13 protein-coding genes are annotated in these 14,382 nt (G+C 39.0%); 7 read left to right on the top strand and 6 right to left on the bottom strand.

Annotated features, from left to right (window positions below; translation table 11 throughout):
• The first annotated feature begins 57 nt into the window (after positions 1-57).
• The 5 genes from fusA to rimI all read left to right on the top strand — a co-directional run bounded on the left by fusA (position 58) and on the right by rimI (position 6,246).
• Positions 58-2,196, top strand: a complete 2,139-nt coding sequence (fusA, locus tag ACH8JV_RS10830; protein WP_263613080.1) for an elongation factor G — start codon at positions 58-60, stop codon at positions 2,194-2,196.
• Between the two features lie 94 nt (positions 2,197-2,290).
• Positions 2,291-3,481, top strand: a complete 1,191-nt coding sequence (tuf, locus tag ACH8JV_RS10825; protein WP_002157016.1) for an elongation factor Tu — start codon at positions 2,291-2,293, stop codon at positions 3,479-3,481.
• 203 nt (positions 3,482-3,684) lie between these two features.
• Positions 3,685-4,566 carry a metal-dependent hydrolase gene (locus tag ACH8JV_RS10820; RefSeq protein ID WP_396521188.1) on the top strand — a complete coding sequence of 294 codons (882 nt, stop codon included), beginning with the start codon at positions 3,685-3,687 and terminating at the stop codon, positions 4,564-4,566.
• Positions 4,567-4,805: 239 nt separating this feature from the next.
• Complete coding sequence (locus ACH8JV_RS10815; RefSeq protein ID WP_396521186.1) at positions 4,806-5,681, top strand: metal-dependent hydrolase; 876 nt, start codon at positions 4,806-4,808, stop codon at positions 5,679-5,681.
• Between the two features lie 109 nt (positions 5,682-5,790).
• Positions 5,791-6,246 carry a ribosomal protein S18-alanine N-acetyltransferase gene (gene rimI / locus ACH8JV_RS10810; protein ID WP_396521184.1) on the top strand — a complete coding sequence of 152 codons (456 nt, stop codon included), beginning with the start codon at positions 5,791-5,793 and terminating at the stop codon, positions 6,244-6,246.
• Positions 6,247-6,289: 43 nt separating this feature from the next.
• On the opposite strand, the gene ACH8JV_RS10805 is transcribed toward rimI, so the two are convergent.
• The 3 genes from ACH8JV_RS10805 to trxB form a co-directional block, all read right to left on the bottom strand.
• A complete protein-coding gene (locus ACH8JV_RS10805; RefSeq protein ID WP_002052085.1) occupies positions 6,290-7,105 on the bottom strand; it encodes an arginyltransferase in 816 nt (271 codons plus the stop codon).
• A gap of 18 nt (positions 7,106-7,123) precedes the next feature.
• A complete protein-coding gene (aat, locus tag ACH8JV_RS10800) occupies positions 7,124-7,855 on the bottom strand; it encodes a leucyl/phenylalanyl-tRNA--protein transferase (RefSeq protein ID WP_191105597.1) in 732 nt (243 codons plus the stop codon).
• Between the two features lie 119 nt (positions 7,856-7,974).
• Positions 7,975-8,922: a thioredoxin-disulfide reductase gene (trxB, locus tag ACH8JV_RS10795; RefSeq protein ID WP_396479748.1), complete on the bottom strand. Its 948-nt coding sequence runs from the start codon at positions 8,920-8,922 to the stop codon at positions 7,975-7,977.
• Between the two features lie 269 nt (positions 8,923-9,191).
• Between trxB and ACH8JV_RS10790 the strand changes: the two genes are divergently transcribed.
• Together ACH8JV_RS10790 and rhtC are read left to right on the top strand one after the other, a co-directional pair.
• Positions 9,192-12,224: a DNA translocase FtsK gene (locus tag ACH8JV_RS10790; protein ID WP_396521182.1), complete on the top strand. Its 3,033-nt coding sequence runs from the start codon at positions 9,192-9,194 to the stop codon at positions 12,222-12,224.
• Between the two features lie 151 nt (positions 12,225-12,375).
• Complete coding sequence (gene rhtC, locus ACH8JV_RS10785; RefSeq protein WP_087606707.1) at positions 12,376-12,996, top strand: threonine export protein RhtC; 621 nt, start codon at positions 12,376-12,378, stop codon at positions 12,994-12,996.
• A gap of 58 nt (positions 12,997-13,054) precedes the next feature.
• Here rhtC and ACH8JV_RS10780 read toward each other — a convergent pair whose 3' ends face one another.
• The 3 genes from ACH8JV_RS10780 to minE form a co-directional block, all read right to left on the bottom strand.
• Complete coding sequence (locus ACH8JV_RS10780; protein ID WP_396479744.1) at positions 13,055-13,594, bottom strand: hypothetical protein; 540 nt, start codon at positions 13,592-13,594, stop codon at positions 13,055-13,057.
• A 144-nt stretch (positions 13,595-13,738) separates the two neighbouring features.
• On the bottom strand, positions 13,739-14,026 hold the full coding sequence (locus ACH8JV_RS10775) for a PA4642 family protein (RefSeq protein WP_022575112.1): 288 nt from the start codon (positions 14,024-14,026) through the stop codon (positions 13,739-13,741).
• A gap of 83 nt (positions 14,027-14,109) precedes the next feature.
• A complete protein-coding gene (minE, locus tag ACH8JV_RS10770; RefSeq protein WP_000896934.1) occupies positions 14,110-14,382 on the bottom strand; it encodes a cell division topological specificity factor MinE in 273 nt (90 codons plus the stop codon).

Here is a 14,382-nt window from a genome sequence, read left to right as displayed (position 1 = left end):
GCATCAATTTAATTGATGCGTCCTGTTTTAAAGATAACATTTAGGAATGTAGACATCATGGCTCGCCAAACCCCAATTACTCGTTACCGTAACATCGGTATCTCTGCGCACATTGACGCAGGTAAAACAACTACAACTGAACGTATTTTGTTCTACACAGGTGTATCTCACAAAATTGGTGAAGTACACGACGGTGCAGCAACAATGGACTGGATGGAACAAGAGCAAGAGCGTGGTATTACAATTACCTCTGCTGCTACAACTTGTTTCTGGTCTGGTATGGCTAACCAATTCCAACAACACCGTATCAACGTAATTGATACACCGGGACACGTAGACTTCACAATCGAAGTTGAACGTTCTATGCGTGTTCTTGACGGTGCGTGCATGGTTTACTGTGCAGTTGGTGGTGTACAGCCTCAGTCTGAAACTGTATGGCGTCAAGCAAACAAATATAAAGTGCCTCGTTTAGCATTCGTGAACAAGATGGACCGTACTGGTGCAAACTTCTTCCGTGTTGTTGAACAAATGAAAACACGTTTGGGCGGTAACCCTGTGCCAATCGTTGTGCCAATCGGTGCTGAAGACACATTCCAAGGTGTTGTTGACCTTATCGAAATGAAGGCAATCATCTGGGATGAAGCTTCTCAAGGTATGAAGTTTGAATACGGTGATATTCCTGCTGACCTAGTTGATACTGCTCAAGAATGGCGTACTAACATGGTTGAAGCAGCTGCTGAAGCTTCTGAAGAATTAATGGACAAGTACCTAGAAGAAGGTGATCTTTCTAAAGAAGACATCATCGCTGGTTTACGTGCTCGTACATTAGCTTCTGAAATTCAAGTAATGCTTTGTGGTTCTGCGTTCAAAAACAAAGGTGTTCAACGTATGTTGGACGCTGTAATTGAATTCTTACCATCACCTACAGAAGTTAAAGCGATCGAAGGTATTCTTGACGACAAAGACGAAACTAAAGCGTCTCGTGAAGCATCTGACGAAGCTCCGTTCTCTGCGCTTGCGTTCAAAATCATGAACGACAAATTCGTAGGTAACTTAACATTCGTACGTGTTTACTCTGGTGTTCTTAAACAAGGTGATCCGGTTTATAACCCAGTTAAATCTAAGCGTGAACGTATCGGCCGTATCGTGCAAATGCACGCGAACGAGCGTCAAGATCTTGAAGAAATCCGTGCAGGTGATATCGCAGCGTGTGTAGGTCTTAAAGACGTTACAACTGGTGATACATTATGTGATGAGAAAAACATCATTACTCTTGAGCGTATGGAATTCCCAGAGCCAGTAATTTCATTGGCTGTTGAACCAAAAACTAAAGCAGACCAAGAAAAAATGTCTATCGCTTTAGGTCGTTTGGCGAAAGAAGATCCATCGTTCCGTGTACGTACTGATGAAGAATCTGGTCAAACAATTATTGCTGGTATGGGTGAGCTTCACCTTGACATCATCGTTGACCGTATGAAGCGTGAATTCGGTGTTGAAGCGAATATCGGTAAACCAATGGTTGCTTATCGTGAAACGATTAAGAAAACTGTTGAGCAAGAAGGTAAATTCGTACGTCAAACTGGTGGTAAAGGTAAATTCGGTCACGTATATGTTCGTTTAGAACCGCTTGACGTTGAAGCTGCTGGTAAAGAATACGAATTCGCTGAAGAAGTTGTTGGTGGTGTAGTACCTAAAGAATTCTTCGGTGCAGTTGATAAAGGTATTCAAGAACGTATGAAGAATGGTGTCTTGGCTGGTTACCCAGTTGTAGGCGTTAAAGCTGTTCTTTTCGACGGTTCTTACCACGATGTCGACTCTGACGAATTGTCGTTCAAAATGGCTGGTTCTTATGCCTTCCGTGATGGTTTCATGAAAGCGGATCCTATCCTTCTTGAACCTATCATGAAAGTTGAAGTAGAAACTCCAGAAGACTACATGGGCGATATCATGGGTGACTTAAACCGTCGTCGTGGTATGGTTCAAGGTATGGACGATCTTCCTGGTGGAACAAAAGCAATTAAAGCAGAAGTTCCTCTTGCTGAGATGTTTGGTTACGCGACTCAAATGCGTTCTATGTCTCAAGGTCGTGCGACTTACTCAATGGAATTTGCTAAATATGCTGAAACTCCACGTAACGTGGCTGAAGGCATCATTGCTAAATTCCAAGCTGGCGGTAAAAAAGGTGACGACGAGTAATCTTTCGATTACTATAAGCCCTAACTAATTCTTAGTTGAAAACCAAGTGCTCATGGGGTGACCCTCCATGAGTAGTTAATAAAGGAAGATCATCATGGCTAAAGCCAAGTTTGAACGTAATAAACCACACGTAAACGTGGGTACAATCGGTCACGTTGACCATGGTAAAACAACTTTAACTGCTGCGATTGCAACTATTTGTGCAAAAACTTACGGCGGTGAAGCGAAAGATTACTCACAAATCGACTCAGCACCTGAAGAAAAAGCACGTGGTATTACAATTAATACTTCACACGTAGAATACGATTCTCCAATTCGTCACTACGCACACGTTGACTGCCCGGGCCACGCCGATTACGTTAAAAACATGATCACTGGTGCTGCTCAGATGGACGGCGCGATCCTTGTATGTGCTGCGACTGATGGTCCAATGCCACAAACTCGTGAACACATCCTTCTTTCTCGTCAGGTTGGTGTACCTTACATCATCGTATTCTTAAACAAATGCGACCTTGTTGACGACGAAGAATTACTTGAATTAGTAGAAATGGAAGTTCGTGAACTTCTTTCTACTTACGACTTCCCAGGTGATGACACTCCAGTAATCCGTGGTTCAGCTCTTGCTGCTCTTAACGGTGAAGCAGGTCCTTACGGTGAAGAATCAGTTCTTGCTCTTGTAGCAGCTCTTGACTCTTACATCCCAGAACCAGAACGTGCTATCGACAAAGCATTCTTAATGCCAATCGAAGACGTATTCTCAATCTCAGGTCGTGGTACAGTAGTAACAGGCCGTGTAGAATCTGGTATCGTTAAAGTTGGTGAAGAAGTAGAGATCGTTGGTATTAAAGATACAGTTAAAACAACTGTAACTGGCGTAGAAATGTTCCGTAAACTTCTTGACGAAGGCCGTGCAGGCGAGAACTGTGGTGTATTACTTCGTGGTACTAAGCGTGAAGACGTACAACGTGGTCAAGTACTTGCTAAACCAGGTACAATCAAGCCGCACACTAAATTCGACGCAGAAGTATACGTACTTTCTAAAGAAGAAGGTGGTCGTCACACTCCATTCTTAAATGGTTACCGTCCACAGTTCTATTTCCGTACAACTGACGTAACTGGTGCGATCCAGTTGAAAGAAGGCGTTGAAATGGTAATGCCAGGCGACAACGTTGAAATGTCAGTAGAATTAATCCACCCAATCGCAATGGACCCAGGTCTACGTTTTGCGATCCGTGAAGGTGGTCGTACTGTAGGTGCTGGTGTTGTTGCGAAAGTAACTGCATAATCACTTTTCAGTGAAAAAAGCGCTCCTTTTGGGGCGCTTTTTTTATGCTTAATTGTTCGACAATTCAATAGAAAGCTGGCCTTAACTGATACTTCAATGTCCCTATTTGCACTTAAGCCTTTTTATTAAGTTTGTATGATAAGAATCAAGAAAACGAACAATAAAGTTTAAGTAACTACGGTTACTAGCAAGGAGCTTTCACTATGAACGCTAAAGTAAATATTACGAATCGTGCCGGAGCAAGCTTTCCTGTACGTCGTATGAACTTTGACTTTAATGATGTACCAGAATATTGGATGGATGGTTCTGCTGGGCTTACGCATTTTATGACAGCATTATCAGCACTATTTCCTGCTGGTGAGAAGTTCTTTATTGATAGTGTACGTGCAGTACGTTATCACCCAGTGATTAAAAACAATGAAGAGCTGCAAAAAGAAATTAGTGCTTTCATTGGTCAAGAGGCGATGCATACTCAAGAACATGTGAACTTTAATGCATCTGCACAAAAGTTTGGTCATGATGTAGAGACGTTGGAAAAATTTACTGATACAGCTATTCAGACTGCGCGTAAGACTTTTGCAAAGATCGTAAAACCATTTGGTATGACGCAAGAAATGGTAGATTTAACTGCAACTACGGCTCTTGAGCATTTTACTGCAACGATTGCATCTCAGCTTTTAGTTAATACTCATATTCAAGAACTTATGACAGATAAAACAATGTCAACAATGTGGTATTGGCATGCAATAGAAGAAAATGAGCATAAAGCCGTTGCTTTTGATGTGTACGAAGGTGTATTCGGTAAAGGTGTTAAAGCTTATGCATTACGCATAAGCTCACTTGTATTTGCGATGGCACTTATTTTCGCAATTCAATCTTCGTTTGTGCTACGTCTTTTAAGACAAGATAAAAAATTAAACTTAGACGAATTGTCTGTGATCTATAAATATGGTTATAGCCCATCCAAAGGTATTATTACAGGTATGGCTAAAGAAATGTTGGCTTATTTTAAACCAGGCTTTCATCCTAATGATTTAGACACAGTTGGTCTATTAAAAACATGGAAAGCCAAACTTGGACTTTAAGTTAAAAACAAAGTGAAAAGGACTGTTAGCAGTCCTTTTTTGTTGTCTTGAAACTACTGCTCATTTTTAAAATTGATATATGTTCATTTTGCTCCAGAAAGGGGCTAGTGATGACCTCATCTGATAATTTGCTGTCCTCATCTGCACTTAAATAGCGCTTTCAAAGGCGTATTATTATAAATATTAGGAAAATAAATAAGGATATAAGTGAATTGATGGTTCACTTAAAGGAGTCTGACATGAATGCTAAAGTAAATATTTCTAATCGTGCCGGAGCAAGTTTCCCTGTACGTCGTATGGACTTTGAATTTGCTCAAGTCCCACGTTATTGGGCAAATTACGATGCAGGATTAACTCACTTTATGACAGCATTATCGGCTCTTTTTCCTGAAGGCGAGCAGTTCTTTGTAAATAGTACACGTGCAGTGCGAAATGATCCTAAACTAGCTGACCCAGCTCTTCAAAAAGAAATAAGTGCTTTTATTGGTCAGGAAGCTATGCATTCTAAAGAGCATTTAGCTTTTAATGCTTCTGCGCAAGCATATGGATATGATGTTCGCAAAATGGAAAAGCAAACAGGTACAGTCATTAAAATGGGGACAGCAGTTGTAACCAAGTTAATGAAACCTTTTGGTTATACTAAAGAGATGATTGATTTAACCGGTACTTGCGCTTTAGAACATTTTACATCGACGATTGCAGCTGAACTTTTACAAAATCCTGAAATTCAAGCCATGTTTCAAGATGACACCATGTATCACTTATGGATGTGGCACGCGGTAGAAGAAAATGAACATAAAGCTGTGGCATTTGATGTGTATACAAGTATGTATGGGCAAGGGCCAAAAGCTTATTTTATGCGCTCAACTGCTTTAATTATTGCAATGGCTTTAATCTTCGCAACTCAATCTTATTTTACTGCTAAATTACTCAAGACTGATGACAAATTAAGTTGGAAAGACACCAAGTACATGCTTAAGTTTATGTATGGCCGTAAAGGTTTTATGACACGTCAAATTCCAGAGTTACTTGATTTCTTAAGACCAAAATTTCATCCAAATGATTCGGATACAACAGCTTTATTAGCAACTTGGCGTGAAAAGTTAGGGCTTTAAGAAACGTATTAAAAAAAGAGCAATTTAATTGCTCTTTTTTTTTGCTCGTTTTTTCTATTTAAGTTTCTATAATACGTTTACTTTGAAATCTGAAAATGTGTTGAAACTCATGATTCGTACTATGCAAGCCTCCGATATTGATAGTGTTGCTCAAATTGAGAAGCTTGTTCAGACACATCCATGGTCTAGGCAGCAATTTGTAGAGTCTGTGAACTCTTATCAATGTACGGTAATTGAGTTAAATCATAAGGTTGTTGGTTTTTGTATTTTACAACCTGTGTTAGATGAAGCGAATTTATTGCTTATGGCAATTGATCCTGAGATGCAAGGTAAAGGCTTGGGATATCAATTGTTGGAAACCTCGATTGAGCGCTTAGAAAATCAACCTGTACAAATTTTTCTAGAGGTTCGTGAAAGTAATAAAGCAGCCATTGGTTTATATGAAAAAACAGGTTTTCATCAAATTGATATGCGTCGCAATTATTACCTAACTCAAGAGGGTGGGCGTGAAAATGCTGTTATTATGGTAAAAAGCTGTACCGATGATTTCGCTTCTTTATTTTAAAATGACCGTCTTGTTGCGGACTTAACAACAAGACAGAATCAAACTATTTAATAATTAAATTATTCCATTCAGAAGGTAACGTCGTCATGAGAGAGTTACCTAACTGATTGATCTCTTCAGGCGATAATGATCGATTTAAGCGGCGCCATTGTCCGTCTAGTAAAAGTTCTAGGGGGGTATATTGAGATTTATAATTCATTTTGGCCGAGTGTGGCACCCAATAGCCTAAGTAAAGATATTCTAAACCAAGTGATTTTACATATTCGATCTGATTCAAAATTGAATAAACACCTAAAGATCTGCGATGCTCGTCTGGATCAAAAAACGTATAGACAGCCGATAATCCATCATCCATTAAATCACAGGTAGAAACGCTAATAAGACGATTATCTTTCCATAGCTCTAAGAAGAAACTATCTGTACAGCTATGAACCAAGAATTTTTCAAACTGATCTAAACTTGGTGGAAACATATCACCATCGGCATGGCGTTCGTTAATATAACGTTCATATAAATCATAATGAATTTGTGCAGCTTGCCGTGTTGGCAGAACAGTCATAGTAAGGTCTTGATTTCGCTTCCATGCTTTTTTTTGCATACTGTTCATTTGGAAGTCGGCAACTGGAACACGACAAGACAAACATTGTCTACATAAGTGACATTCAGGACGATAAACAAAGTCACCACTACGACGAAAACCTAAACGAGAAAGCTCTGAAAGAGTCACCACATCGATGCGATGAATCGGATCTAAAAAGACCATACGTGCTGACTTATTTTCTAAATAGCTGCAATCGTGAGGTGGGGTAATATAATATTGCAGATCATTTAAAAGGGACTTCGGGTGATATGATTTCATGATTGGTCCCTCCTGTTATCATTCCATTAATTTTGCATTTAATGCTATTGTTTTACTTGAAAATACACGTTCTTGATACTTTTTCCAATTGATAGAGGGGTGAATAATTACATCTTGTAACGATTTAAGATATTCTTGCCGAGAAAGTGTACAAGCCCCAAGACTAATTAAGTGACTATTTACAAGTTGGCAGTCAACCCAAGGAAGCTGATTTTCTTGACCGATTAACATTAAAGTATAAAAAGCCATTTTAGAAACATCGGTTTGAGTACTAAACATAGACTCGCCAAAACAACCCTTACCAATCGTTACCCCATATAAACCACCTACCAGCTGTTCGTCTTGCCAAACTTCTACGCTATAGCCATAACCTGCATCAAACATTGCACAATATCCCTGAATAATATCTTCGCTAATCCAAGTTTCGTTGGCATAGCTTCGAGGTAGTGAACATGAGCGGATGACTTGTTCAAAAGCACGATTTACCGTAATGGTGTAATCGTGCTTTTTCATGTTCCGAATGAGCGATTTACTTGGTTTATAGTTTTGAGGATAAATTACACAGCGTGGTTGAGGGCTCCACCAACAAATAGGCTCATCTTCATTAAACCAAGGGAAAAGACCATGGGTATATGCTTCATAGAGCGTAGAAGGGGAGAGGTCAGCACCAATACAAATTAGACCATGACCATCTGGATCGGCTTCCTCTGGATCTGGGAAAATATATTGAGATAGAGGTAGTGTGTTCATAAGACTAAAATAATGTGTACTTAAGGGTTATGCTATAAAAATTAATTTGAGGCAGCCAGTAATTATTATAAATGATAAAAAAACAGCCGTTATAAAACGGCTGTTTGAAATATCTAAACTTAAAGATTATCTAGATATTTTTCTGCATCTAATGCTGCCATACAGCCTGAACCAGCTGAAGTAATGGCTTGGCGGTAGATACTGTCAGCCACATCACCCGCAGCGAAAACACCTGCTACAGAAGTTGCTGTTGCATTACCTGAAGTACCACTTTGTACTTGAATATAGCCATCACGTAAGTTTAACTGGCCTTCAAACATTCCAGTATTTGGCTTGTGACCAATGGCAACGAATAAGCCTTGAACTTGTACATCTTGTTTGCTTTCATCTTTTGTAGATTTTAAGCGAACACCTGTTACACCAGTATTGTCGCCAAGAACTTCTTCAACTTCATGGTTCCAAACGATGCTGATTTTGCCTTCTTTTTCTTTAGCAAATAAGTGATCTTGCAAAATCTTTTCAGAGCGTAAAGAATCGCGGCGATGAACTAGCGTTACATGTTCAGCAATATTTGATAAATAAAGCGCTTCTTCAACAGCAGTGTTACCACCACCTACAACCATTACTTTTTGGTTCTTATAGAAGAAGCCATCACATGTTGCACATGCACTCACGCCTTGGCCCATAAACTTTTGTTCAGACTCTAAACCAAGGTATTGAGCTGTAGCGCCAGTTGCAATAATTAATGCATCACAAGTGTACTCATCCATATCACCTTTAAGAACAAAAGGACGTACATTTAAGTCCACTTCATTAATATGGTCATAGACGAGTTCAGTTCCGAAGCGTTCAGCATGTGCTTGCATACGGTCCATTAAAGCAGGACCAGTCAAACCTTCAGGATCGCCCGGCCAGTTGTCAACTTCGGTTGTTGTTGTAAGTTGGCCACCAAGTTGTAAACCAGCAATAAGTGTTGGTTTAAGATTTGCACGTGCTGCATAGACAGCTGCACTATAACCCGCAGGACCAGAACCGAGAATAATTAACCGAGAATGACGAGCACTCATTGAGGGTATCCTTATTTATTTCGAGAATTTTGAAAATTATACGTGAAATTGCCGACCAATAGCGTGAAATCAATGTGGATAATATTGATCAGGACAATCGAATTAAGTTATATAACAATATAGAAGAGCCTTATGTTAACAACAACTGTAAAGAATCATGCACCTTTTTTGTAAGAACAGGTGCATAATATAAAGTTCATTCGTTGAAGATCTGAAATGTAGGTCTTCACATCTCTAAACCAATAATTAAATGGGTTACAGGACAGTATATGACTGCGGTGTCAAGTGTTTATGCACAGCGCTTATTGATGACATTATTCTTGGTCTCTTTTGGTATTTATATGTTTCTGGCGACAGTAACATATACGCCATTTGATCCGGGCTGGATGCATATTTCAAGTGATACTCAGCAAGTATCCAATGCAAGTGGTATTGCCGGTGCATGGATTGCAGATTTGCTGTTTGGCTTTTTAGGTTGGGCAAGTTTACTTATTCCAATTTTTCTATTTGTTGAAGCTATCCAAGTATGGTGGCCGCATAGTTTTCTAAACCGTCCATTCCGTTATGCTGCTCAATTCTTCTTAATTCTTGTTGTGTCGAGTTTGCTTTACTTACACTGGAATGTACCCGCAGATACTTTAGATAATGCGGCAGGCGGGATTATTGGTTATGAGTTAGGACAAAGCTTATCTCAACTGTTAACGATTTATGGTGCGACCTTATTTTTATTGGTTTTCGGAGTGGTATTGTTCACTTTGGCATTTGGGGTGCAGTGGAGCAAAACATGGGTTACGCTCAAAGCAATGCCAAGCTATTTACAAGATTTATTCTATAAGAATGTATCGCCAAATGAATCTGCTTATGACTTAACTACACAGCCTGCAAATAAAACAGCAACGGTAAAAGTTGCCGAGATGCCTAAAGCTGAAGTTGTTGATGAAGCAGAGCTAAATGTTCAGCCAGAAAAAACTCAAACCAAAGTTGGCTCTACACGACATGATGAAATGGCGGAACGTTTATTTGCCGATGTGTTAGCGAAAGAGCAAAGCCAGCCTGAAACTGTTGAAGAAAAACAAACCCCTCAGCCAGAAAACTTTGAGCGTACACTTGAACAAGCTCAACAGCTCAAAAAAGACAGTGAGCGTTTAGTGGCGACAGGTGAGGTTTGGCGTGCTTTACAGCGCGATGATGCAAGTCATAAGCAAGAAATTGATGCGCTGTTAAGAGCTGCGGATGATTCAAATGAACATCCAAGTCATGAGCAATTCCAAGAAACGGCTTATCAGGCTAAACAAGCACAACCTCAAACATTGAATACTCATCAAGGTTTAGATTGGAATGATGATGAGATTTTTGATGAATTGCTGGCCGCAGTTCCAAATAGTAAAACTGCAACAGATGTGCATACGCCGTTCGTTCAAGATCATCATGTTGAACCAGTAGTAGCACCGCAAACACCTCATACATCAGTTGAAACATCTGTACCTGTATCGAATTTAAATCAATCACCTAAAAACTTATCAAATGAACAGGTGTTTGATGATTTCGATGACTTATTAATTGATGAAGATATTGCTCCAGCAACTCAACCGGTCAAAGCAAGTAGCTATGCGCAATCTTCAGCATTTGTAAAAGCACCTATTCAAACTACGATTGGTGCAGAGAAGCTTTCGAAAGAAGAGTTTATTGAAGCTTGGCAAGAAACTGCTGGAAAGCCAGAAGACAATCTTGAAGATGAGTTTGATTTTGATGCGCCATTAACAGATGCATCTGGTCGACCAATGTCTCGTGCAATGCAGGTAGCTAAGAAGCGTTTAGATTTGCCAACATTACCGGGCTTTGAACTGCTTGATAAGGTTGATCCAAATAAGAAAGTTAACTTTACTGAAGAGCAGCTTTCTCGTTTGTCTGAATTGTTAGAGATTAAATTACAAGAGTTTAATGTTAAGGCTCAGGTGGTTGAAGCTCAGCCAGGCCCAGTTGTTACGCGTTTTGAATTAGACCTAGCACCGGGTGTTAAAGCATCTAAAGTGACTAATATTTCCCGTGACTTGGCGCGTTCAATGTCTATGGCTTCGGTACGTGTTGTAGAGGTCATTCCGGGTAAACCATATATTGGTATTGAAGTACCAAATAGTGCCCGTGAAATGGTGCGTTTGATCGAGCTATTGGAAACTCCAACATATCGTGACCCAAGTGCACTCATTAGTATGGCAATGGGTAAAGATATTTCGGGTAATCCGGTATTAACCGATTTAGCAAAAGCACCGCATATGTTGGTTGCGGGTACTACAGGTTCGGGTAAATCTGTTGCCGTTAACTCGATGATTTTATCGATGTTACTTAAGTATACGCCAGACCAATTACGTTTAATTTTAATTGACCCGAAACAGCTTGAATTGGCTAACTATAACGATATTCCGCATTTATTAACGCCTGTAGTCACTGACATGAAGGATGCAGTTAGTGCATTAAACTGGTGTGTAAATGAAATGGAGCGTCGTTATAAGCTTATGTCGTTCCTTAAAATTCGTAAGTTAAGTGACTACAATCGAAAAGTTGAAGAAGCAATTGCGAATGGGGAAGACTTGATTGATCCAACATGGAAGCCAAGTGACTCAGCGACACAAGAGCGTGCACCTCGTTTAACACCGTTACCATCAATTGTAATTGTGGCAGATGAGTTTGCCGACATGATCATGCAGGTAGGTAAGAAAGCGGAAGAAATGATTACGCGTTTGGCGCAAAAATCTCGTGCTGCCGGTATTCACCTTTTACTTGCAACTCAGCGTCCATCGGTAGATGTTATTACGGGTCTTATTAAAGCCAATATTCCAACGCGTGTAGCTTTACGTGTAAACAGTAAAATTGACTCACGTACTATTTTGGATGCTGGTGGTGCAGAAGACTTGTTAGGTCATGGTGATATGCTGTTCTTAGGGCCAGGTAAGATTGAGCCAGAACGTGTACATGGTGCATTTATTAGTGATGATGAAGTTAACCGCATTTGTGACGCATGGCGTGAACGTGGTGAACCAGACTACGTAGATGAGATCTTAACGCCATTTGATGAAGAACCTGCATCTCGTGGCTTTGAAGAAGGTGAGGGTGGTTCAGACCGTGATGCACTTTATGACCAATGTGTATCGTTTGTCCTAGAAACTCGCAAAGCATCTACATCTTCATTACAGCGTAAGTTTAGCCTAGGTTATAACCGTGCTGCCCGTATTATCGACCAAATGGAAGAGAACGGTATTGTGAGTGCTATGGGTGCCAATGGTAAGCGCGATATTTTAGTTTAATATCTTCACTTGAAATTAAGCCTCTTCGGAGGCTTTTTTTGTGGTTAAAAATAATAGCTCTGAACTGAGAGTTTGAGATTTTATCAAATAGTAAAAAATGCTAATGTGTGCTTCTAAATAAAAAAACAATGAAACAAATCAGGAGGACAACATGTTAGTCGCGTTAATTACGTTAGCTTTTATTCATTTTTGTGCGCTTATTACTCCAGGGCCTGATTTTTTTCTGGTATCACAGACCGCAGTGAGCCGCTCTCGTAAAGAAGCTATGTTGGTTGTTGCAGGAATAACAGCAGGCGTTATGTTTTGGGCATCTTTAGCACTGATGGGCTTAAATATTATTTTTGAGAAAATGGCTTGGTTAAAGCAAGGTTTACTCATCGCAGGTGGTTTGTACCTATGTTGGTTAGGCTATCAAATGTTGCGTTCAGCATTTTCAAAAAATCAGCAGGAAGAGGTTACAGCTGTTGAGTTGCCTAAAGCACCTTACTTATTTTTTATGAAAGGATTACTCACCAATTTATCAAATCCGAAAGCTGTAATTTATTTTGGTAGTGTGTTTTCTTTATTTTTAGCTAACCCTCAGCTTGATCAAGTTCATTGGTTGCTTTTTATTATTGTGTCAGTTGAAACGATTTTATGGTTCTGCTTTGTGACGTTTATTTTCTCCTTACCGAGTTTCAGAGTGGCTTACCGTAATTTTTCAAAATGGATTGATGGTATTTCAGGTGGTATTTTTACTGTATTCGGTATTTTCCTGATTGGAAACCGATAAATCCAGACAATAAAAAAAAGCCTCTTTAAGAGGCTTTTTTTTATTACTAAATTTTAGATCACTTATATAGGAATGATATAACAAAACCGATAAAAATCAGTAGCCACATAATAGAACCTATAATAATTAAAATGATTTGAGAGGTATTGAATTTCTCTTGCTCAATTGTCGTTACTATTTGTTTTTGTGCATAGTTCAGTGCTTTAAATGCGGGTATTAAAAATATAATGTCGCAGAGAGAGATGAGCCAATAAGGATCAGGTAAGTAAACCAGTAAAGTTGTAATGAGATATGCTAAATACATCCAGCCTGACGAGAAGTCATTAATATACCCTTGTTCTTTTGCATAGTTTTTTATGCGATTAAATAGTGAATATAAAAAGAATATAGAAAAAACTGCACGAGCAGCAGGCATAATATTTAATTTATCTTTGATTAGAAAAAATCGCCATGCTTTAAATATCCACCAAATTTGGTATAGACCAAAAGAAATAAAGGATAGAAAGATAAACTTATTAACGCTAATAACTTTTAAATTTTCTATATGATTTGATTGGATAGATTGTGTTTGATTTAAATTAATAGGTTCTGGATTCATGAATTTATATTTGGAATGAAATAGTGCTGATGACTTTAAGATTATTTTTTATAAAAGTAAATAATTTAGATATTTGAATAAACCACATAATCTATCTACTAAGTTTTACAAGATAGATTATGCAGTCTTATTCAAATAAAAAGCTTAAGCAAACTTTGCTAAAACTTCTAAAAACGGGGCTGATTGACGCGGAAATTTAGCAATTACGTCATGAATGCGTTCGCCTTCAGAGTTTGTTGCATTGATATCTCGTCCATCTGCAACAAATTTAGTCAAAAGACGTTCATAGTCATTTGGACGCATATGTTTGAAAGCATGGTAGAGCACGTGAAAATCTGCGTTCACACCATTTGGAGGAAGTTGGTTGAGGTAGGCAAAAACACGCTCATCGGACCATTCTTCATTGAAAGTTGCTGGCTGTGATAATGCCATGACAATCTCCTCATTTTAAAAAAGGCAAAATAACTTGCGTTATTTTGCCTTGATTCTGATTTGTTGAATAGTCAGAAATAGAATTATCGTTCTTCAGGTAAATTGATATTCATTTCTAACATTTCGATATTTGCTTCAGAACGAACTTGCATTTGGATATGCTGTTCGCCTACACCGCTTACATAACGACTCACCACCTGCATGATTTCTTTCTTCATTTGGTCAATCTTGTCTTGGCTTAAACGACGGCCTAAACCTTGTTCTGATGCAACAATAACTTTTAAACGATCTTTGGCAGTTTGAGCACTTGATGGTTTTTCTTCACTGCTAAATAATTTACTCCAGAATCCTGCCAT

This window comes from Acinetobacter sp. ABJ_C5_2, assembly GCF_044538485.1.
Taxonomy (GTDB): domain Bacteria; phylum Pseudomonadota; class Gammaproteobacteria; order Pseudomonadales; family Moraxellaceae; genus Acinetobacter; species Acinetobacter nosocomialis_A.
The sequence above is the reverse complement of the archived record's forward strand: the minus strand, read 5'-3'. Positions and strand labels throughout refer to the sequence as shown.